Annotated in this window: 20 protein-coding genes; 14 read left to right on the forward strand and 6 right to left on the reverse strand. The window is 61.9% G+C overall.

Translation table 11 applies throughout. From position 1 onward, the window contains the following. Positions 1–1,151: cbb3-type cytochrome c oxidase subunit I (locus AB4099_RS33275; RefSeq protein ID WP_441481222.1), on the reverse strand; the 1,151-nt coding region annotated here is incomplete at its 3' end. A 1,014-nt stretch (positions 1,152–2,165) separates the two neighbouring features. On the opposite strand from AB4099_RS33275, the gene AB4099_RS33280 reads away from it, so the two are divergent. Then, complete coding sequence (locus AB4099_RS33280; protein ID WP_441481223.1) at positions 2,166–2,627, forward strand: DUF6894 family protein; 462 nt, start codon at positions 2,166–2,168, stop codon at positions 2,625–2,627. Between the two features lie 142 nt (positions 2,628–2,769). Here AB4099_RS33280 and AB4099_RS33285 read toward each other — a convergent pair whose 3' ends face one another. Both AB4099_RS33285 and AB4099_RS33290 read right to left on the reverse strand, forming a co-directional pair. Further along, complete coding sequence (locus tag AB4099_RS33285) at positions 2,770–4,293, reverse strand: PAS domain S-box protein (protein ID WP_441481224.1); 1,524 nt, start codon at positions 4,291–4,293, stop codon at positions 2,770–2,772. Positions 4,294–4,680: 387 nt separating this feature from the next. Then, the gene (locus AB4099_RS33290) at positions 4,681–5,187 is read right to left on the reverse strand and encodes a YciE/YciF ferroxidase family protein (RefSeq protein WP_441481225.1); all 507 of its coding nucleotides are present in this window, start codon (positions 5,185–5,187) and stop codon (positions 4,681–4,683) included. A 155-nt stretch (positions 5,188–5,342) separates the two neighbouring features. On the opposite strand from AB4099_RS33290, the gene AB4099_RS33295 reads away from it, so the two are divergent. Together AB4099_RS33295 and AB4099_RS33300 are read left to right on the forward strand one after the other, a co-directional pair. Further along, entirely contained in the window at positions 5,343–5,639 is a 297-nt protein-coding gene (locus AB4099_RS33295) for a PepSY domain-containing protein (protein ID WP_441481226.1), read from the forward strand. A 35-nt stretch (positions 5,640–5,674) separates the two neighbouring features. Further along, positions 5,675–6,217, forward strand: coding sequence for a general stress protein (locus tag AB4099_RS33300; protein ID WP_441481227.1), 543 nt, complete (start codon positions 5,675–5,677; stop codon positions 6,215–6,217). A gap of 255 nt (positions 6,218–6,472) precedes the next feature. Here AB4099_RS33300 and AB4099_RS33305 read toward each other — a convergent pair whose 3' ends face one another. Continuing rightward, entirely contained in the window at positions 6,473–6,763 is a 291-nt protein-coding gene (locus AB4099_RS33305) for a hypothetical protein (protein WP_441481228.1), read from the reverse strand. Between the two features lie 244 nt (positions 6,764–7,007). On the opposite strand from AB4099_RS33305, the gene AB4099_RS33310 reads away from it, so the two are divergent. The 3 genes from AB4099_RS33310 to AB4099_RS33320 all read left to right on the forward strand — a co-directional run bounded on the left by AB4099_RS33310 (position 7,008) and on the right by AB4099_RS33320 (position 8,927). Beyond that, complete coding sequence (locus AB4099_RS33310) at positions 7,008–7,559, forward strand: phosphatase PAP2 family protein (protein ID WP_441481229.1); 552 nt, start codon at positions 7,008–7,010, stop codon at positions 7,557–7,559. Continuing rightward, positions 7,556–8,458: a DUF6328 family protein gene (locus tag AB4099_RS33315; RefSeq protein WP_441481230.1), complete on the forward strand. Its 903-nt coding sequence runs from the start codon at positions 7,556–7,558 to the stop codon at positions 8,456–8,458. The genes AB4099_RS33310 and AB4099_RS33315 overlap by 4 nt, the downstream gene beginning before the upstream one ends. Positions 8,459–8,711: 253 nt before the next feature. Then, on the forward strand, positions 8,712–8,927 hold the full coding sequence (locus AB4099_RS33320) for a hypothetical protein (protein WP_441481231.1): 216 nt from the start codon (positions 8,712–8,714) through the stop codon (positions 8,925–8,927). A gap of 561 nt (positions 8,928–9,488) precedes the next feature. On the opposite strand, the gene AB4099_RS33325 is transcribed toward AB4099_RS33320, so the two are convergent. Next, the gene (locus AB4099_RS33325; protein WP_441481232.1) at positions 9,489–9,914 is read right to left on the reverse strand and encodes a DUF1236 domain-containing protein; all 426 of its coding nucleotides are present in this window, start codon (positions 9,912–9,914) and stop codon (positions 9,489–9,491) included. 688 nt (positions 9,915–10,602) lie between these two features. On the opposite strand from AB4099_RS33325, the gene AB4099_RS33330 reads away from it, so the two are divergent. From AB4099_RS33330 to AB4099_RS33365, 8 genes are all read left to right on the forward strand, one after another. After that, positions 10,603–10,884: an extensin family protein gene (locus AB4099_RS33330; RefSeq protein WP_441481260.1), complete on the forward strand. Its 282-nt coding sequence runs from the start codon at positions 10,603–10,605 to the stop codon at positions 10,882–10,884. A 214-nt stretch (positions 10,885–11,098) separates the two neighbouring features. Further along, entirely contained in the window at positions 11,099–11,362 is a 264-nt protein-coding gene (locus tag AB4099_RS33335) for a hypothetical protein (protein ID WP_441481233.1), read from the forward strand. Between the two features lie 114 nt (positions 11,363–11,476). Beyond that, on the forward strand, positions 11,477–12,229 hold the full coding sequence (locus AB4099_RS33340) for an ImuA family protein (RefSeq protein WP_441481234.1): 753 nt from the start codon (positions 11,477–11,479) through the stop codon (positions 12,227–12,229). After that, a complete protein-coding gene (locus AB4099_RS33345) occupies positions 12,144–13,667 on the forward strand; it encodes a DUF6504 family protein (RefSeq protein ID WP_441481235.1) in 1,524 nt (507 codons plus the stop codon). Before AB4099_RS33340 ends, AB4099_RS33345 begins: the two co-directional genes overlap by 86 nt. Beyond that, a complete protein-coding gene (locus AB4099_RS33350) occupies positions 13,664–16,936 on the forward strand; it encodes an error-prone DNA polymerase (protein ID WP_441481236.1) in 3,273 nt (1,090 codons plus the stop codon). The genes AB4099_RS33345 and AB4099_RS33350 overlap by 4 nt, the downstream gene beginning before the upstream one ends. A gap of 262 nt (positions 16,937–17,198) precedes the next feature. Continuing rightward, on the forward strand, positions 17,199–17,408 hold the full coding sequence (locus AB4099_RS33355; protein WP_441481237.1) for a cold-shock protein: 210 nt from the start codon (positions 17,199–17,201) through the stop codon (positions 17,406–17,408). A gap of 865 nt (positions 17,409–18,273) precedes the next feature. Continuing rightward, positions 18,274–18,687 (forward strand): hypothetical protein, encoded by a 414-nt coding sequence (locus AB4099_RS33360; protein ID WP_441481238.1) that lies wholly within the window; start codon positions 18,274–18,276, stop codon positions 18,685–18,687. A 56-nt stretch (positions 18,688–18,743) separates the two neighbouring features. After that, positions 18,744–19,694: a DUF72 domain-containing protein gene (locus AB4099_RS33365; RefSeq protein ID WP_441481239.1), complete on the forward strand. Its 951-nt coding sequence runs from the start codon at positions 18,744–18,746 to the stop codon at positions 19,692–19,694. A gap of 431 nt (positions 19,695–20,125) precedes the next feature. On the opposite strand, the gene AB4099_RS33370 is transcribed toward AB4099_RS33365, so the two are convergent. Next, on the reverse strand, positions 20,126–20,713 hold the full coding sequence (locus AB4099_RS33370; protein WP_441481240.1) for a DNA-3-methyladenine glycosylase: 588 nt from the start codon (positions 20,711–20,713) through the stop codon (positions 20,126–20,128). Positions 20,714–20,770: the final 57 nt, after the last annotated feature.

Consider the following 20,770-nt stretch of genomic DNA (forward strand, 5'->3'; position numbering starts at 1 on the left):
ACGCCGGTCACGCCGCCGACGGTGAACAGGAAGATGAAGCCGATCGCCCAGAGCATCGGCGCGGTGAAGCGCAGGCTGCCGCCCCACATCGTCGCGATCCAGGAGAAGATCTTGATGCCGGTCGGCACCGCGATCACCATCGTGGCGAACACGAAGTAGCGCTGCGTGTTGAGCGAGAGACCGGCGGTGAACATGTGGTGCGCCCACACGATGAAGCCGACGACGCCGATCGCCACCATCGCATAAGCCATGCCGAGATAGCCGAAGATCGGCTTCTTCGAGAAGGTCGAGATGATGTGGCTGACGATGCCGAACGCCGGCAGGATCATGATGTACACTTCGGGGTGACCGAAGAACCAGAACAGGTGCTGGTAGAGCACTGGGTCGCCACCACCGGCCGGATCAAAGAAGGTGGTGCCAAAATTGCGATCGGTCAGCAGCATCGTGATCGCCCCGGCCAGGACCGGCAACGCCAATAGCAGGAGGAAGGCGGTGACCAGAACGCCCCAGGCGAACAGCGGCATCTTGTGCATGGTCATGCCAGGCGCGCGCATGTTCAGGATGGTGGTGATGAAATTGATCGCGCCCAGAATGGAAGACGCGCCCGCGAGGTGCAGCGCGAGAATACCGAAATCAACCGAAGGACCGGGGTGGCCTGCCGTCGAGAAGGGCGGGTAGATCGTCCAGCCGGTGCCGACGCCATGGGCGCCAGGCGCGCCTTCGACGAACAACGAAATGGTCAGCAGGATGAAGGCGGCCACGACGAGCCAGAACGAGATATTGTTCAGCCGTGGAAACGCCATGTCGGGCGCGCCAATCATCAAGGGCACGAACCAGTTGCCGAAGCCGCCGATCAGTGCCGGCATGACCATGAAGAAGATCATGATCAGGCCGTGGCCGGTGACGAAGACGTTGTAGCTCTGGCCGTTGGCGAAGATTTGAAGGCCGGGCTGCTGGAGCTCGATACGCATCATGATCGAGAGGAAGCCGCCGACCAGACCAGCCATGATCGAGAAGATCAGGTAGAGGGTCCCAATGTCCTTGTGATTGGTGGACAGGAGCCAGCGCCGCCATCCTGTCGGATTGGCATGAGCTTCCCCGTGTTCGCGAGCGTCGACAGTTGGGATTTGGGCGTTCGGGGCGGTTCCCATGGGTTCGCCTCCCATTAGGACAGTTTCGAACTTTCATTTCCAATGGTCAAGGCCTGAGCCACGCCTGGCGGGGCCGCCATCAGCAAAACGCACAGTCGCGCTCAAGGTGAACCAACTATCGTGGCTTTGAACTGGGCGCATCGGGGCGGCGCTGTGGACGAGCAACTCATCCGTGGCATTCGCCTCGCCGCCCACTCAATGGATAACCCGAGGGCGCAACTATCCGGCGAGAGGCCGGCGCGTATCCACCGCTGCATTCCATTAACGATGGTCATTTCAGTGACTGAACGAATAGGTACAGCCACCAAACCCCATAACCCAGAAGTATAAGCACCGCGACCATGGCCAGAAACAAAACTAGCGCGGTTGAGCCCCCTTGAACGCGCGGTGATAACGCATCCAAGGCGTCAGTTGTTTTGGTTTCTACAGCGCCGATCGGCTGCTGAGTCCGATTTCTTGTCGTCATTTCTACCTCCCAGGGACGTGCATCAGCGTCCATTGGGCTAACTATTAGAAAGGTCGCGTTCGGCAATAGCGTCATATAGATACTGCTGCTGGGTCAGCTCACCCGTCCCAAGACACGTGCCTGCGCGCTGTGGAACGGAGAGCTTCGGCACCAATAGCCAGACGCGCTATCGAAAGAACGCGAGCAGGAGGATGATCGGCAGGGGAATGCCCAACATCCAAAGAAGAATACCGCGGCCCATTGTTCGTCCTCCAATTTGTGGAGGCAGAACCCGCCACTGAAAGGAGTGTTCCCGGCCTTATAGGTTCCCGTTGGAACTATTTTGCTTCGCCATCTGTTCACCCCTCGTGACATGTGTGACGGAGCATCGGAGGGGCTCATGAACGGCGTCATCTACATCGTCGGCCTTATCGTGGTCGTGTTGGCCATACTTTCATTTCTCGGTCTTCGGTAAGGCATGTTTCCGATAGCAATTCTGCCGCCTTGGAACGGGCACTCTCCAGACGCGTTCTGTGAGAGCCAGATCCGTCGCTTAGCCGGTAACGAACATGACCCGTTATTTCTTCGACAGCACGGATGGCGACTTCGTCGATATCGACGAGGACGGGATTGAACTTTCCAGCGACGAAGAGGCGCGGCGATCAGCGTTGGACGCCTTGCCGGATATGGCACGCGCGGTGATGCCAAACGGCGACTGCCGATTGTTCACCGTTAGCGTCCGCAGGGAAGAAGGTGGCGTGATTTACCGGGCGAGCATGGAACTTTTGGGCGAGCGATCCGAAAGCTGGAGCACAAAGGAGGTCGACATGGCGAATGCAGATCCAAAGAAGGCGGCAGGTCAGCCTGGGAGGACAAGTGATAGCCGCCCGCGACCGGGCACAGGCATACCGAAAGACGATCGCGAAACGCCGGCGGCGGATGCGAGCGTCGCTTCGCCAGAAAAGGGCGATCCAAAACCCTCCAGCTCCCCGAGCGCACTCGACCCTGGACGGCCGGTTAAGAAAGCTTGATCTGCGGGGCCGCTTGGACGCCAGGAACTCCTCGGCGTGCGCCGGTTTAAGCTGGGATGAGTGAACCCTGCCGACCGCCGCAGAAGTTGCCAAGTCATCGGCGCATGGGGATCGAGCACGGGGGGCACCGCTTGCGGTGCTGTCAAGCTTCGAGCCTGTCACGCTCGATGACAAGCTCGATGACCACGCCCAACGGGTCCCAAACTCTGCTGACCCGGCCAAGTTGACTTGCCGTCGCCTTGACCAAGCGGCTCCCGAAGCCTTCGCCTCCCGCGCTCCGCGGAGATGGACCACCGCGCTCGCGCCAGACGATCACGAACTCGGACGGTCGCTCCGAGCATGTAATCTCGACAATGCCGTCCATCGTCGAAAGGCTGCCGTATTTCGCGGCGTTGGTCGCGAATTCATGGAGCAGCAGCGAGAGCGATGTCACCAACGTGGAAGGGACCGGAATGTCAGCACCGCGAACCTCGCAGCGCGACCGTTCACCCGCCCGATAGGGTGCGAGTATGGCTGCAATCAGCGCGTGCAACGTGGTTGCGGCCGATTCGCTTCCCGCAGCTACGGACGACATAGTCAAAGCGTGCGCGCGCGACAGGGTGGCGAGACGCTCGCTAACCGTTGAAGCGAGCTCGGCCGGGGTCGTGGCTGAACGCGCCGTGAGATTGACGATTCCGCTCGTGAGCGCGAAGACGTTCTTGACCCGGTGGTTCATCTCGTGAAGCAGCAACTGTTGCTGTTCCTGCGCCCGTTGGCGCTCCGAGATATCCCGGGCAATCTTCGAGGCCCCTACGATTTCGCCTCTGGCGTCCTTGATGGGCGAGACGGTCAGCGAGATCGCGACAGGCGTTCCGTCCTTGCGGCGGCGGATGGTTTCGTAGTGCTCGATGCGCTCACCGGCGCGAATGCGCTCCAGGATCGTTGGCTCCTCGCCCCGACGATCTTCCGGAATGAGCAGCATGACGGGCTGACCCAGCATCTCCTCTCGCCGATACCCGAAAAGGCGCTCGGCGCCCGGATTCCAGTCGGTGATGAGACCGTTCAGATCCTTGGCGATGATCGCGTCATCGGACGATTCGACGAGCGCAGTCAGCCGGCGGGCCGAGGCGTCCCCGGCATGACGTTCGAGGGCAAAGCCGAGCTGGCGTGCGACGAGCAGCGCGAGGTCGCGCTCGTGATCGGTGAAGACCCGGGGAGTGTCATAATAGACCATGAACTTGCCTGCCAGTTCGTCAGCTCCGGCGAGCGGGATGAAGGCCAGGGCATGGATGCCCTCGCCGATAATGGTTTCGATGAGTTGTCTCGGCTCCGTGCTCAGGGCGATGTCGGAGAGGAAGATCGGGTCAGCTTCGCGGTCATGGCGCTTCCAGGGCGAGTGGCCGTCTACAGCGGCGCGGTATCCATCCGAGAGGCCGCGCCAAGCGACGAAACGCATTGTCCCCCTATCATCGAAGCGAAGGATCGACGCCCGCGAGCACATGAGGGTTTCACAAATGGCATCAAGTGCACACTCGTAGATCTCGACGACGGTGCGGGCTCGAAACAGGCGATCGGTGAAGCGGAACAGTGTGGTCTGCTCCCGAACCTGGCGCGCCAGATCGTTCGCAGCGTCGGTGGTCCTGCTGTGGACCGTAACCGTCGCCTGACGATCGATGCTTTGCTCCATGGGGCGCCCTCCCTCATGAACGGTCGACGTCTCGCACAATGAGGAATCCCCCCTGGCGACCGGGGCATTCGAGCACCGAACCCGGCTCCTCGCAATGTCATTTGTCATAATCCGTTCTTCGTTTGGGCAGGGGTTCGTGCGCACTCCGAACGGCTATGAGACGGTCTGTCGCCGGTAGTTCCGTCGCTTTGGCCAAGTCGCGGGCTCAATGTCTGCTTGCGCACTTGTCACTGGCGCCCCCGTGATCGGGTTTGGAAGATCTCGGCGCGACTCCGACAGGCGCCAAGACGGACGAGCAGGCGACGCGATCGATCCGGACCGCGGCTCGTTCGCATACAAAAGGCCCGCCGAGTGCCACTCGGCGGGCCTTTCTTCGGGACCGGAAAATCAGGCTGCCTTGGCAACCGCGGCCGAGTTCACCGGTCCGCCAAGCTGGGTCAGCAGTTTGTCAGTCTTGGTCTCCTCGGCGAGCGTGGCGTCGAGGAGCTTCACGGCGTCCTTGTGCCCGAGTTGTTGGGCCCACGACTTGAGCGTGCCGTAGCGCGTCATCTCGTAGTGCTCGACTGCCTGCGCCGAGGCGACCAGACCGGCGTCTAGAGCAGGGCTGTCGGCATAGTCCTCCATGACAGCCTTCCCTTCCTCCAAGATGCCGAGGATTGCATCACAGGTCTTGCCGCGGGGAGCCTTTCCGATCGCCTCGAAGACGTCGCTGAGGCGCTCGACGTGAGCCTCGGTCTCGGTGCGATGGGTTTCGAATGCCTTCCTGAGATCGGGCGATTTCGCCGCCTTTGCCATCTTGGGCAGCGCTTTCAGGATCTGCTTCTCCGCGTAATAGACGTCCTTGAGCATGTCGTGGAACAGGTCGTCGAGGGCCTTGGGTTCGGAGGTGGCCATGGTGGTTCTCCAGGTGGCGTGAAGGGACGCCGTTTCAACGACGATCAGCCTCAGCGGTTCCATTCACACGACCGTGATTTCGACGGGAACCAAAATGACTGAGGCGCCGTTTTGTTGGGCATCGCGGCACCGCCGCTACCCTTGGGAGAACCATCATGAAAGAGCTGATCATCGCTTCCTTGATTGCCGCGACGACCTCCTTCGGCGCGATGGCGCAGACCTCGACGACCTCGCCGACGCCAGCTCCGGCGCCGGCCGACGCGAACGCTCCATTGCCGGGCGCCAACAGCTTCACCGAAGGCCAGGCTAAGAGCCGCCTCGAGGCGAACGGCTACACCAACGTCACCGGCCTGAAGAAGGATGACAACGGCGTCTGGAAGGGCACGGCCACGAACGCCGGCGCTCAGGTCAACGTCTCGGTCGATTACCGCGGCAACATCACCCGCAACTGATCGGTGACCCTCTAACCGGAACCCTGGAGGCAAAAATGACCCGTACGATTACTCGTTCCTATGACACCTACAACCAGGCCGCAGCAGCGGTCGAGAAGCTCGAACAGGCCGGCATCACGTCATCCGACATCAGCGTCGTCGGCCGAGACGAGCGCGCCAAGGATAGCAACGCCGCCGAGGGCGCCGGAATTGGCGCAGGCATAGGTGGGGCGGCGGGCCTTCTCGCCGGCATCGGCCTTCTCGCGATCCCCGGCATTGGTCCCGTCGTTGCCGCTGGCTGGCTCGCTTCGACCGCGGCCGGTGCCGTTGCAGGCGCGGCGGCTGGTGGTCTGGTCGGATCGTTCACCAGCGCCGGCGTCGACGAGGACGAGGCTCACTACTATGCCGAGACGGTTCGCCGGGGCGGAACCGTGGTCTCAGTGAAGGCTGCTGACGAGCAGGCTGCCACGGTCGAGGCCATTCTGGACGGTGCGATCCCGATCGATCGCGAGAGCCGCGTAGCTGAATACCGCCGGGAAGGCTGGACCCGCTTCGACGAAACCGCCGATCCTTACGTGCGCGGCCCGGCCGGCATCTGACGCAAGTCCTCCTAACGCAGGTCGCCGAGGTTCGCCCCGGCGACCTTTTTGTTTGGCTGCCCGCACGGTTATGGGTCGTTGTGCATTGGGCGGTGCATTGGGCGCGAAGGCGAAGGCGAACACGCAGCGATTTCGCTACGTGGCGGCGGGCGCCCGTTGGTTTCCGGGAGTTTCGCATAGCAGAGCGCCGACCGCGCGCGGCATATCGAGGCCCCACCCGCACACAGCACGATGCCCGGCGCGTCCGTTCTCCATTTAGTCCTGTTTCAGCTTTCCGAGGTTTCCGGGCAGACCGGAAAATGGCAAATCATCCTCGGTCAGGAAGTTGCTTTCCGATCCTTCCGCGCTGTCCCTTTCTGGCGACGAGAGCATTTCAGCGGCGACCGCGAGGATTCCCGTTGGTGGTTCGATGTCTTCCTGGAGGTGCCATTCGACCGATTCTCGGCTTGTACCGGAGCGTTCGGCGAGCGTGGCGATCCAGTCTTCCCGAGGGAAGCGGGCGGCCATCCTGAGAGCGAGTTGGCGGCCCGTTCCGATTGGTTCCATTGGTCTCATCGTCCTGGCTCCATCTTGAGGATGTAGCGAGAACTCATCCCCGGAACCCGGTGTTCCATCGGAGACCTCGTCAATCCCGGCCAGTTCTATCCTGCGAGGATCAAAGCGAATCCTGCGCGGTGGCGAAAGAGCCTCAATTTGAATCCGCTCGGACCGATCATCCACCAACAGCAGGAATAGTGGCGAACAAATCACTTTCTGGCTGGTTCTGAGGGCTAGTGCAGGAGGGCTCTTCATGTGGCGATGGCGAGTACCAGTTTTCCCCTTCGATCGGGCAATCGCCCGCAGAATCGCGCATCAGGCTGCGCCCGGGGTGGAGCTCCCTTTGCGGTTAGCAACGCTTCTGGCTGACGAGCGGCTCTTGTTGGTCCTGGCTTTCGGAATATGGATCCCGGCCCAAAGCGGACCTCGACGGCGACGCTTGGCGGCAAGGCACGTTCTTCTCAGTGTCGTGGTGAGTTCGCTAGTGCCCCACATTTTGAAGCGCATCTTCGATCAAGAGCGACCTGATCGGATCGAAGTCCAAGGACGGCGCCGCGGGGTTCCTCGCTCGGGAAAGGCGCTTGATTCGTTTCCGTCGGGACATGCGGTTCAGATGGGCGCCTTGGCGGCTGCCCTCGCGCGTATCTGGCCGCGATATTCGGTCTGGTCTTGGAGCGGCGCAACGTTGATTGCGCTTACGAGGGTTGCATTGCTCGCCCATTGGGTCAGCGACGTGCTGGCAGGAGGCGCCCTTGGGATAGGGGTCGAATATCTGTTGAACTCGCTCGATCGAGGTGAAAGTTGACCCCGTCGCTGGTCGCCAAGACGAAAACGGCGCTCGATGAATCGCGGATGCTGATGCTGGGAGCCCAAATTTTGCTGGGTTTCCAGTTTCACGCGCCGTTTCAAAACGCCTTCTCTTCCCTATCTCCCGTCGAGAAAGCGCTCGAGCTTGGTGTTCTTGCCCTGATCATCGGCATAATCGGCCTTCTGATCATGCCGAGTTCATATCATCGCATCACGCTCGCCGGAGAGGCGAGCGGCAGGCTTATCGCCTTGATAGACCGTGTGATGATCGCGACGCTTATGCTGTTTGCGGTCGCGATGGGCATCGATCTGGGTCTAGCCGGCACGCGCATCGCCGGTGCAGCTTGGGGCGCCTTCGCGGCTCTCTTCGGCTTCGTCGCGAGCATTGCGATCTGGTTTGGTCCCTGCCTGGTTCGGGCTCAGGAGCTAGCCATGCCGACATCAGATGAAAAGACACCGACCGCTGCGAAAATTGACTATGTGCTGACTGAGGCGCGTGTCGTGCTCCCCGGCGCCCAGGCCATTCTGGGCTTTCAGTTCGCAATTGTTCTGACAAAGGAATTTGCGGAACTGACGCCCAACTTGAAGCTTGCCCATGGCTTCTCTCTCGTCCTTATCGCTGTTGCCACGGCACTGTTGATCGCGCCGGCGGCCTATCACCGGATTGTTTACGGCGGAGGGGACGATCCCGGTTTCCAGCAAGTCGCGAGTCGACTGATTTTACTGGCGACTGTGTTTCTCGCGCTGGGCATTTCGGGTGACGCCTATCTGGTGGCTTCAATGATCGCAGGCAGTGGTCGCATATCGGCGGCCTTCGCTGTTCTTACTGCGGCGGTGCTGCTGGGCCTTTGGCATGCTTGGCCTTGGTCGCAGCATCGGCAGATGCCCAGTGCTTAACGGAGCTGTCGCGGCTACGCTTGGCGGCGTTGCGGGCCGCCTCCCACGGTCTTCGGCGCGCACGGCCGACGCCATCATCGGTCTGCCGGCCGGTCCTGTTGAATTAGTTCCCGAGCTGAACGTTCGCGCGACAGCGGGAAACCAGGGATGGTCTGGATGGAGCCTATCAGGATCATACGCAGGTGGAACAAATCCCAGGGTAGGCCGTTGCCACCACGCGAAATTCTTTGTTGGCCCCGGAAGGAGAAATCCGATGACCGCGGTTCACGAACTCACGTTGAAAGCACCGACAATCTGCCTCACCTGCCATGAGGAATATCGTTGCGCTCTTCAGCGCGTTGGCGAGATTGAGGATGCGAAGCCCAACCCGGCCAAGGACCTCGAACTCGCGGCTCTTAGGGGTGCCATCAGAGATTATGAGGTCCGGAACCAGCGCCTCCGGATGATCGGCACGAGGATCACGGGCTGACCAGGTTCTGCCTTCACCCTGATCCCACGCGCTGAGAAGGCCTGGCACAACGGAACCTGCTATGCCCGCTGGCAGAGCTCGGCTTGTGTTCCGACGAAATTGGTCGATCCCGGGGCTCTACCAATTTGATCAGGGGCGCCGCGCGGGCTTGTGGGAGGGATCGTTTGCCGGGAACATCGGTCATATCGATCGTGATCGGATGTCGGGAGAAATGGAACTCATTTGCGTGGGCGGACCCACGCTTATTATATCCGTCACACTCTTGACGGCTAACCTTCTCTGCGCCGTGCGCCGAAAGGGCCCGTGGGTTTCCTCCCTCTCGCGGTCAAATGGACTCGCGGGCGGAATGATCACCAGACTCCGCGAAATCGACCGCCTCACGCCCTAATAATGCGTAATGCCGGAGTTCGCGACGCAACGCAAAACTCGAGTTTTGCAACCAGTTGCGGTTTAACCGAGCCCGCCGCGCGCTCAATCCCGTCTTGGCGGCTAAGAGGAACAAGAGCAGGCCAAAATGCGAAAGGCCCGCCGTTTGTGGCGGGCCTCCCTGTCGCCAAGTGATTATTCGATGATCTGAACGATCTTCCGGGTCTTCGGCTCGACCAGCACTGTCTGATCGTTCACGACGGTGTAGCGGTACTCGGTCTTGCCGTACCGCGCCGGAACTTCGCGGTAGGTGATGGTGTCGGGAAGGGTCGCACCGACGACAACCTTCTCCCGATAAGCCACTGACGGCACCTTCTGCTCCCTTACATAGGTGCGGAACTCGGTGCGCTGGTCGGCCGCAATGCCGCCGACGATCGCACCAGCCGCGGCACCACCAACGGCTCCGACGGCCGCGCCCGCCGGCCCGCCGACAATCGCCCCCCCCACAGCTCCGGTTGCGGCACCAGAGGCGGCCCCGCCCGCAGCACCGGAACTGGACTGCGCAAACACGGTCGCCGGAATGACTGCCAGCGCAGCCACAAGGACAATCTTCTTGATCATAGTCGATCTCCTGTTAGCCCCCGCCAGCGAGGAAACGACATGCTAAGTTGTTGGTTCCATGAATAATTATTCATGGACGGCATTTTCGGGCTGGCCCCTGGGATGATGCTGGAGGTGGCGATCGGTGTGTTCTTCTGCCCGCGTGACACCATCAAAGGGGGCGAGGGCAGATTGCGAACCGTCTCCCGAATTCCGGGGAATGTATCCTCCAGGCTCCACTCCAGGCGGCGCTATGGGTGAAACAGCGCCACTGTGACCGCGAGGCCCGTTCTTCACAGCATAGCGAGACGGGAAGGAGCGGGAACCGTCGTGGCGCAATGGGATTTTGATTGGCGGCAGGGGCGAGTGGTCGATGAGAAAGGCACCCCATCATCTCATCCGTTCGGGAGCGAAGGCATGAGGACGCCAACTGAACGCGTAGTAGAACTTTCCCGCTACGAACCCGGCAAGCCGGGATGGGTCATCGAGACTATCGTCGCTTGGAGAGACGGCATTGTTCCTGTCTACGTCCTTCCATCTTGGGAGGATCGAGGGTTCGATGAACTTTCGGGTCCCTTCGAAACCAAAGAGGAAGCTGAGGACGCTTTGGCGCGAGCATCGTTGTGAGCCCGGCCGAGAGGCAGAACTCGAGCCGATCACGGGGCGCGCGCTATCTCCATCGACGCCTGCACGGCTGAGCGTGCAGGCGATGCGGAGCGAGTTCGCGATTCCCGAAGAGGGGCGGGCGGCAGATCGATCCAGCAAAAGCCACAAAACCGGTAGGTCCGGTTCCAGTTGTGGCCGAGCGTTGGCATTCGTTGGTGACGAACCCGAGTCCCGCTCGATCCGTGAAGCTGTCCAGAAGAGCGCTTGCCAACGGTTCACGACTGTCCTGGGTCCGGGGGCGGACAGCTCCCACAAAGATCACCTCCATCTCGACATGCGCGAGCGCCCTCGTGGGTTTCGCATTTGTCAGTGGACGGTCGAATGAGTGACAGACAGTTCTCGCCGTCAGACCACTCCTCAAGAGCCGGCTTCAACGACACGAGGGGAGGGAAGGGCGGGAAACCTCCGTCAGGTCCTTCAGAGTGCGCGTGTTGACGTCATTGCGGACGAATGACGCGCGTATTTTCCAGGAACCTGGGGGTAGGTCCGATCGTTTGAGCCACTGGCTGGGGTTGGGAGGAGAGCCGTGGAGGTCCGCTATGTCTTTGACATTTGAAGCCGAGCCGGTGGGCGCACCGGTGACCGCCGCAGATTGTTCCCGGGATCCGCGCATCCAGAGAATTGCCAGGGCGATGTGTCGCGCCGCGCGGATAGACCCCGACCAGCCACCCGGAGCGGTTGCGATTTTCAAAGTCATGCACTGCCAAGTCGGACGGTCCGAGAATGATCCGGCATGGACGTTGTTTCAGCGTCAGGCTGAACTCTTTGTGGACATGAATCCGGACGTGGTTGGACCACTCTGAGCACCTCAGTGAGGCGGATATCGCATTGATAACCTCATCTTGACTTCCGAGTAGCGAAGTAGGAACAAAAAGGGAACGTGGCGGCCTGCCCATTTTCAGAGGATACCAACAATTGTGCGGCCCGAGCTCGCCATACTGTCTCTGCGCGCGCAGATCGAAAGGATCGAAGGCACGAACCGGCGCGCGAAAGCGGTGCTTCCGTTCGGAATCGCCGAGGTGGACGCGCGCCTCCCAGGCGGCGGATTGGCGCTCGGGGCGCTGCATGAAGTGGCTGGCGGCGGCAACGGCGCGATCGACGGTGCTGCGGCCGCACTATTCAGCGCGGGAATTGCTGCCCGCACCCGGGGGAGGGTCCTGTGGTGCATCACGCGGCCGGACCTCTTCGCGCCGGCCATCGCACAAGCCGGACTGGGCGCCGATCGGGTGATCTATGTGGAAGCCTGCGACGACAAGACCGTGCTTTCCTGCATGGAGGAAGGGCTGCGGCACGGTGGACTTGGATCCGTCGTCGGTGAAGTTGCTCGCCTATCCATGACCGCCTCTCGTCGGCTACAACTGGCCGCGGAGGGGACGGGCTCGATCGGAATCGCCCTTCGCCGTTGGCGGCGTCAAACGGAGGCCGCCGATTTCGGTCAGACAACAGCCGCTATGACACGCTGGCGCGTCTCGGTGATGCCGTCCGCGGCGCTGCCGGTCCCCGGCGTCGGTCGGCCTCGTTGGCTGGTCGAGCTCATCCGGGCCCGCGCCGGTGACAGTGCAGATTTCGAGTTGGAGGCGTGCGATGACACGGGTTGTCTCGCTCTTCCTGCCGACCTGGTCCACCGACCGGGCGCGGCGGAAGGCTGGCGACGCAGCGCCTCCGCCTGAGGTACCGCTCGTCCTGATCGGCCGCGACGGAAACAGGCGAGTCGTGCTGGCAGCGGATGCTGCGGCTCAGGCTGGCGGTCTCTGCGTTGGCATGCCTGTGACAAAGGCGCAGGTACTCGTTCCGGGTCTGATCGTCGAGGATGCCGATCCGGCCGCTGACGCCGAAGGGCTCGATCGGCTGGCTGTCTGGATTCTGGAGCGTATCGCTCCGGTCGTCGCACCCGATCCGCCGGACGGCATCGTCATCGACTCGACCGGGGCAGACCATTTGCACGGCGGCGAGAACGCTATGCTCGACGGGGTGATCGGTCGCCTTGCCATGTCGGGGATCGTCGCTCGGGCGGCGATCGCTGATACGTGGGGCGCCGCTCACGCACTGGCTCGTTACAGGACACGTTCGACGATTGTCGCCGCTCCAGGGCATGGACCATCCATCATCGCTCCGTTGCCGCTGGAGGCTCTGCGGCTTCCGTCCTCGGTTAGTGCCGGGCTGCGCACCTTGGGCTTCGAGCGGATCGGAGACTTGCTGGCGCAGCCGCGGGCTCCTCTGGCTCTGCGTTTTGGTCCGGAGATTGGCCGCCGCATCGACCAGGCGCTTGGCGATCTCGGTGAGCCGATCAAGGCCATTCGGCCACCCGACCTGATCGAGGTTCGCCAGGCATTCGCCGAGCCGATCGGCGCCGCGGAGACGATCGCGCGCTACATTGGCAAGCTCATCGTGCAACTCTGCGAACGCCTTGAGGAACGCGGCCTCGGCGCGCGTCGTCTCGACCTCATCTGCCACCGCGTCGACAATCGCGCTCAGGCAATTCGGGTCGGATTGGCCACGCCGGTTCGGGACATCAAGCGATTTAGCCGACTCCTCTGCGAGAAGATCGATACGATCGAGCCGGGTTTCGGAATCGAGGTGATGACGCTGGCCGCGACCATCGCCGAGCCGCTCGAACGCAAGCAGATCCACAACTCGCTTGTCGAAGAGAGCCTTCCGGATGTGTCGGACCTGGTCGACATCCTGGTGAACCGGGTCGGTGAACGGGCCATCTATCGTCTGGCTCCGGTGGCAAGCGACGTGCCTGAACGTTCCGTCTGCCGCATCCCGGCCATGGCGCCCGAGACGGGGGCGAGCTGGCCGGGTCATTGGCCGCGGCCATCCCGGTTGTTGCCTCTCCCCGAACCGGTCGAGACCATGGCACTGCTGCCTGACCAGCCCCCGGTTTGGTTCACCTGGCGGGGCGTGCGCCGAAGGGTAAAGCGTGCGGACGGACCCGAGCGCGTCTTCGGCGAATGGTGGAAGCGCGATGCGGAGTTGGTCGCGGTTCGCGACTACTTCCGGGTCGAGGATGATGCGGGGGAGCGCTATTGGCTATATCGCGCCGGTGACGGTGAGCACGCCGCGACCGGCTCACATCGCTGGTTTCTGCATGGGGTGTTCGGATGAGCAGCCCACGCTACGCCGAGCTTCAGGTTACCTCGCATTTCAGTTTCCTGCGTGGCGCCTCCTCATGTGAGCAACTGTTCGCGCAGGCTGCGGCGGCTGGACTCGAGGCAGTCGCCGTTGTCGATCGCAATTCGCTGGCGGGGATTGTCCGCGCCTATGAGGCCGCCAAAACAACCGGGGTTCGCCTCGTCGTAGGTTGCCGACTTGATCTGGTCGACGGTACGTCGGTGCTCGTCTACCCGACCGATCGACCGGCGTACTCGCGGCTGTGTCGGCTGCTCTCGCTCGGAAAGAAGCGTGGTGGCAAGGCAAAGTGCCATCTGGAGTGGCCTGATCTTGTCGCCTATGGCGAGGGTCTGATCGCTGTCCTCGTTCCTGATCACGCCGACGAGGAATGCGCCTTCCGTCTTCGGCGCCTTCGCGATGCGTTCGCTGACCGCGCCTATCTCGCGCTGACGTTGCGCCGACGGCCGAACGACCAGCTCCGGCTTCACGAACTGTCGAACCTCGCTGCCCGAATGGCCGTGCCGACCGTCGTCACCAACGACGTGCTGTTCCATGAGCCTGCGCGCCGCATTCTCCAGGACGTGGTGACCTGCATTCGGCACAACGTCACGATCGACGCCCTGGGTGGCCGGCGCGAACGGCATGCCGATCGCTACATCAAGCCGCCGGAAGAGATGCATCGGCTGTTCAGCCGCTACCCCCAGGCGTTGGCGCGGACGCTACAGATCGTTGATCGATGCCGCTTTTCGCTTAGCGAGCTTGCCTATCAGTATCCCGAGGAGCGAGACGATCCGGCGCTCACACCCCAGCAAACTCTGGGCAAACTGACTTGGGAAGGCGCCTCCGAGCGCTATCCCGAAGGCGTTCCGAAGAGCGTCGAAGCGGCCCTTCGGCACGAGCTTCGGTTGATCGAGAAGCTGGGCTACGCGCCATATTTCCTGACGGTGAACTCGATCGTTCGCTTCGCCCGATCGAGGGACATTCTGTGCCAGGGCCGCGGCTCGGCGGCGAACTCGGCCGTCTGCTACGTGCTCGGCATCACCTCGATCGACCCGGGCCGCAATGATTTGCTGTTCGAGCGTTTCGTTTCCGAGGAACGCCGAGAGCCGCCGGATATCGACGTCGATTTCGAGCATGAGCGGCGCGAGATCGTCATGCAGTGGATTTTCGACACCTATGGTCGCGATCACGCTGCGCTCTGCTCGACCGTCATCCGCTATCGCACCAAGGGCGCGCTCCGGGACGTCGGAAAAGCCCTTGGCCTGCCGGAGGACCTGATCGGCACGTTGTCGTCGCAGGTCTGGGCTTGGTCGGAAGAAGGCGTCGAGCCGCGCCATGTCGAAGAGCTGAACCTCAACCTCAAAGACCGGCGGCTTCGTCTGACCCTCGATCTCGCGCGTCAGCTTATGGGCGCGCCCCGGCACCTCAGCCAGCACCCGGGAGGGTTCGTCCTCACGCATGATCGGCTCGACGATCTCGTTCCGATCGAGCCTGCCGCCATGACCGATCGACAGGTCATCGAGTGGGACAAGGACGATATCGATGCGCTGAAATTCATGAAAGTCGACGTGCTGGCCCTTGGCATGCTGACCTGCATGAAAAAGGGGCTGAACCTTCTGTCCGAGCACAAGGGCATCAATCTCGATCTTGCGACGATCCCGGCCGAGGACCCGCGCACCTACGCGATGATCAGGAAGGCTGACACGCTCGGCACCTTTCAGATCGAGAGTCGCGCGCAGATGTCGATGCTGCCGAGGCTGAAACCCCGGACGTTTTATGACCTCGTCGTCCAGGTCGCGATCGTCCGGCCTGGCCCGATCCAGGGCGACATGGTGCATCCCTATCTTCGCCGACGCGAGGGGCTGGAGCCAGTCCACTATCCCAAGCCGGAGCTGGAGACGGTGCTGGGCAAGACCCTGGGTGTGCCGCTGTTCCAGGAACAGGCCATGCGCGTGGCGATCGAGTGCGCCGGCTTCACCCCGGGTGAGGCCGACATGCTTCGGAAGTCGATGGCGACCTTCAAGTTCACCGGTGGCGTCTCCGTGTTTAAGGACAAGTTGATCGCCGGCATGGTCGCCAACGGCTACGAGCCGGAGTTCGCCGAACAGACCTTCAAGCAGCTCGAAGGATTCGGCAGCTACGGCTTCCCGGAAAGCCACGCGGCCTCATTCGCGCTGATCGCCTACGCCTCAGCGTGGCTCAAATGCTGGCATCCCGACATCTTCTGCGCTGCACTCCTGAACAGCCAGCCCATGGGCTTTTATGCTCCCGCCCAGATCGTTCGGGACGCGCAGGTGCATGGAATCGAGGTTCGTCCGGTCTGCGCCAACGCCTCGAGGTGGGACTGCACGCTGGAGCCGACCCGCGACGACGGCCGATTCGCGGTTCGGTTGGGTCTGTGCATGGTGAAGGGCCTCGCCAATGCACATGGCGCAGCCATCGTCACGGCCCGGGCTGATGCGCCCTTTGCTTCGGTCGATGACCTCTGGCGGCGTGCCGGTATTCCTGTGGTTGCGCTCACGCACATAGCCGAGGCCGATGGCTTCCGACCGTGCTTTGACCTAGCTCGTCGAGAAGCGCTGTGGGCGATCAAAGCGCTGCGCGATGAGCCGCTACCGCTGTTCGGGGCAGCCTCCGCCCGGCAGAGCGAGATCATCCCCGAATTGGATGAGCCGGTTGTTTCCCTCCGGCCCATGACGGCAGGCAGCGAGGTGGTCGAAGACTACCGGCATGTCAGCCTGTCGCTGCGCTGCCACCCGGTTTCCTTCCTCAGGCGGGATCTGCGACGGCGACGCATTGTTACCTGCGCCGAGGCGATGGAAGCCCGCGACGGTCGCTGGCTTGAGGCTGCTGGGATCGTCCTCGTCCGCCAGCGGCCAGGCAGCGCCAAGGGCGTTATGTTCATCACCCTCGAGGATGAGAGCGGCATCGCCAACCTCGTGGTCTGGCAAAAGGTGTTCGAGCAAAATCGCCGCACCATCCTCTCCGCCGGTATGATTGCGGTGCGTGGCCGCGTCCAGCGCGAGGGCGAGGTCGTTCATCTGGTCGCGCAGCGTTTAACCGATCTGTCGGCAGAACTCGCCAGCGTCGGGGAGCGCGACGACGGCTTCCCGCTGCCTCATGGCCGGGGGGACGAGTTCCACCATGGTTCGCCGGCGCCGGATCCGCGTGGGCTTCCGCCAAAGGGGCTTCGAACGCGAGACATCTACATTCCCGATCTGCATATCGATACGATCAAGGTGAAGACGCGCGATTTCCGGTGATCCCAACCGTGCATCGTAGGTCGCATGCCGACGGCGGACGTCACCGTGCCGCTATCTCTCGGTCGTGGGAACAAAGAAACCGCCGCAGGGTTTTCGGACGCGTGCAAGGACTCCGCGAACGTTCTTGCACGGCCTGGCGCCCAGTCGCTTTCCTCGAGTGGCGGGGCAGCAAAACGGTAGTAGGGTCGGTCGGAATCCTCCGAAGGCGTGCCGCGAGAGTTAGATCGCCTTTTCATCATTCACCGTCAGGGAGGAGACATCCATGGCGACGGGAACTGTGAAGTGGTTCAATCCAAGCAAGGGATTTGGTTTTATCCAACCTGATGATGGCGGTCAGGACGTGTTCGTCCACATCAGCGCCTTGGAGCGGGCGGGACTGCGAGAACTGCGCGACGGGCAGAAAATCACTTACGAAGTCGTCCCGGACCAACGCTCGGGAAAAGCCTGTGCCGAGAACCTTAAGGCGGGATGAAGCGGCTGCTGATCATGGAACTGACTACCGATCCATTCGTTTTGTTGGCGTGCTGGCCTTCTTGCCCGCCCTCGTAGGCCACACGGCCTAAGGCCCCGCTGGGATTGCCCTATGGCGGGGCCCCTTACTCACCATGGCGTGGCCCTCAAGTACAATAGAGGGAGCGATGCACTGGCGGCAGCATGGCAAATTCCACACGCGCACTTGAAGTTGCGCCATGACGCTGATCCAGAAACGTGGACTGACACGTCTGATGCTGCGGCTCCCGGCTTTGCGCGCCGCTTTTGAGGACCTCTAATGACGCCTTCCTCGAACTCGGCGAAGCGTACGAGCTGGTGTGGAAAGGGCTGATTACTGGACCCGATCGGAAGCGCCGGAACGCGCGGAGCGGATTATGAAATACCAGGAGTCGGCGGCGTCGTTGGAGTCGGAAGCGCTACTTGCAGCGGCCAAGCCGCGCGCCCTGGAAGACGAGGATGTGCAATTGAGCAACTCAGTGAGCATGTCTTGTTGCACGTTGACCCGACAGTTGCATCGATGCCGTGGGGTGAGAAGCGGCGGGCCACGGCGCTGCGGAGCGAGCGGAACATACGCGAGCGGTCCAGGTTGAGAACTCGACCTTCCGGAAACGTGAGTTGGGTCGGATGACGTCCAGGCGGAGCATGAACGCCTCCCCTTCGTTGGTTGCCGAGTGGCCGCTACCGTCTTCCGCGACGCTTGGGTCGTCGGTGCGGGCGAAGGGGATCGAACGCGAAATTCGGGGCCGGCTGCCTTGGGCAGCGAGGACGTGCATGACGGCTGGGACGGGGCGTATCGCATTGCGCATGTCAGAGGCCGAGACAGATGCGTTCAGGGTCGCCTCGGCGTGATCTCCGAGGTGCTGGGCGGGATCGCAGGGCTGCCCACACTTCCAAGTGAGGCGGAGGATATTTTGACGATCTCTTCCCGCGAGCGTCACAAGTGGGTGAAAGACGGTCGCCTCAAGAGCATCGGGACACGCACTGTCAAGTTGCGCGGGCGCGCAAAGGCCGTGACGTTCCACGTCTTCGACCCGCGGCAGATCGAGGCCGTGCTTGATGGGGACCTGCCGGCCATCTGGAGAGAGCAGGATGCGCAGGCGCTCGCCGAAACCCGGCGGCGCGCGGCGGGGAAGGCCGCACAGACGCGTGCGAGCAAGCCTCGGGGCAAGGCCGGCGGCACCAGGAAGGCCCGGGAGGACGCACCGCGGTCGCAATTGGATGGCTGGGATGTCTTCGAGGCGCAGGGACTGCTGCGCTAGCAAAACCCCAAACTGCCCACCCAGCTTCACCCGCATAACGGCCGGTCAGGACAATGATGGATACGCAAGTCGCGAAGCGGAAAGCACCTGGATCCGATGAGCGTCGTGAACGGCGCCGGCTGCGCAGAGAGAAACAGCGGACAGAGAACATTGGGCGCGCAAAAAAAATGCATGCCGCTCGCCTGGCGGGGACAGTTGCGGAGAGGGGGAATACCTCCTGTTTGGAGGCATCCGTCTATGTCGGCTGCTCGGGATGGTTCTACTGGAAATGGGGTGGAAAATTCTACCCGGAGCAGATGCCTACAGGCGAATGGTTCAGTCACTACGCGGAACAGTTCGATACTGTTGAGATCAACGCGTCATTCTACTCATGGCCAACCGTTGCCAACGTGAGAAGCTGGCGTCGTCAACCTGGAGACCGCAATTTCATCTATACGATCAAAGTATGTGAGCTGATCACTCATATCAAAAGGTTTGAGGGCACCAAGACCCTCGTAAAGGATTTTGGGGCGATAGCCGACATTCTCGGGGAACGAATGGGCTGCTTCCTTTTCCAGCTTCCGCCGAGCTACAAGTTCACCAAAGTGAGGCTGACCAGGATTCTGAGCCAGCTCGATCCGGCGCGGCGCAATGTCGTGGAGTTCCGTCACGCGAGCTGGTGGAATGAAACGGTGTACTCGGCTTTTCGTGAGACGGGCACGATCTTCTGCTCATGCAGCGGACCGCGCCTTCCGGATGACTTGGTGCGGACAGCCGATGAAATCTACCTTCGTCTCCATGGTCCGCAACGATGGTACCGACATGATTATTCAGACGACGAACTGAAAATCTGGGCCAACAAAATCCGAGTAAGCGGTGCCAGGAGAGCGTGGATCTACTTCAACAACGACTATGAAGGTTTTGCGCCCAAGAATGCTCTGGCAATGCGACGCTTGCTCGAAAGTCGACTGTTACACGATCAGCCGCCTGTTGCCGCCGAGCCTGGCGGCAAGGCACCGGATGCGTAGATCCGTGCCGGAAGCGAGGATCATTCCCATTGGTTACCTCGTCGCGTAGTGCACGATGATCCACGCGAGGCCAACCAATAACAAGCCGCCGATGAGCACAGCAAGAACCGGGCGGCCGAGAAAACCCTGTCGTCCCTCGACTGGGGTCTCTGCGGCGGGATGGGCATTCGAATGGTCTTCTGCGTGCATGGGCATTATCGCCTGCCCCCCCCGGCGTTTCACTCTGCCGATGAGCCCGTTCCGCAGTTTTGCTGGCATCATTGTTGGAAGGGTCGCCCATATTCGAGACCTCCGATGGTTTCCCAGAGCCCTTGCCCATAGAATGTGCCGCGATGCTCTTGCAAGGGAGACGGTTGGCTCGCCCCGATGTTCCCGAGGGATGCGCCTGACCGAGAGTTCTTCACCCCCAAGGGCTTTCGTCAGCCCCGGCATCACCTCTCGTCGGTTTTCCCGGCGTTTCTAGGCTGCTGTGGAGTAAAGGGGCGGCTCCAGAAGCGTGAATCACGCAGACCGAAGCGCCAGGGCCGCTCGGGCGCTTTGGAAATGCCTATGCGAGTGCCGCTCACGAGTGAGGGCCTTTCACTCGGGGCTTGAACGAAGAAAGGGGGTTCCGTCAAAATCAGGCCGTTGTAGACATCGGTTATTCCAAGCGCCCTTGCCAGCCGCCCGGGTCCGGAGCAGAGGTTTCTCTCCGTCCCTCGCCGCATGATCATCTTATCGATGCCGACCTCCGGGGCTATCGCGCGGATCAAAACGGCGCCATGGCCCTCCGCGACGACGTTGAAACACCAATGCAAGCCGTAGGAGCGGTAGACATAGGCGTGCCCAGAATTGCCAAACATCGTTGCGTTGGCGGGAGTGCGGCCGCGATAGCTGTGTGATGCGGGATCGTCACGAAGATAGGCCTCGGTTTCGACGATCGTGCCACCCACACCGTCAACAAGCAGGAGCGCTCCGATCAGCCCTTTCGCAAGCTCGACGGCGTCAGCGCACTCGAAGGAGGCAGGCGAATGAGGCATCTGGACTCGTCAGGGCCCTTTTCATCACTGGTACGTCGGCGGCGGCCGCCAGCATGT

The organism is Allobosea sp. 2KB_26 (assembly GCF_052115715.1).
Taxonomy (GTDB): Bacteria; Pseudomonadota; Alphaproteobacteria; order Rhizobiales; family Beijerinckiaceae; genus Allobosea.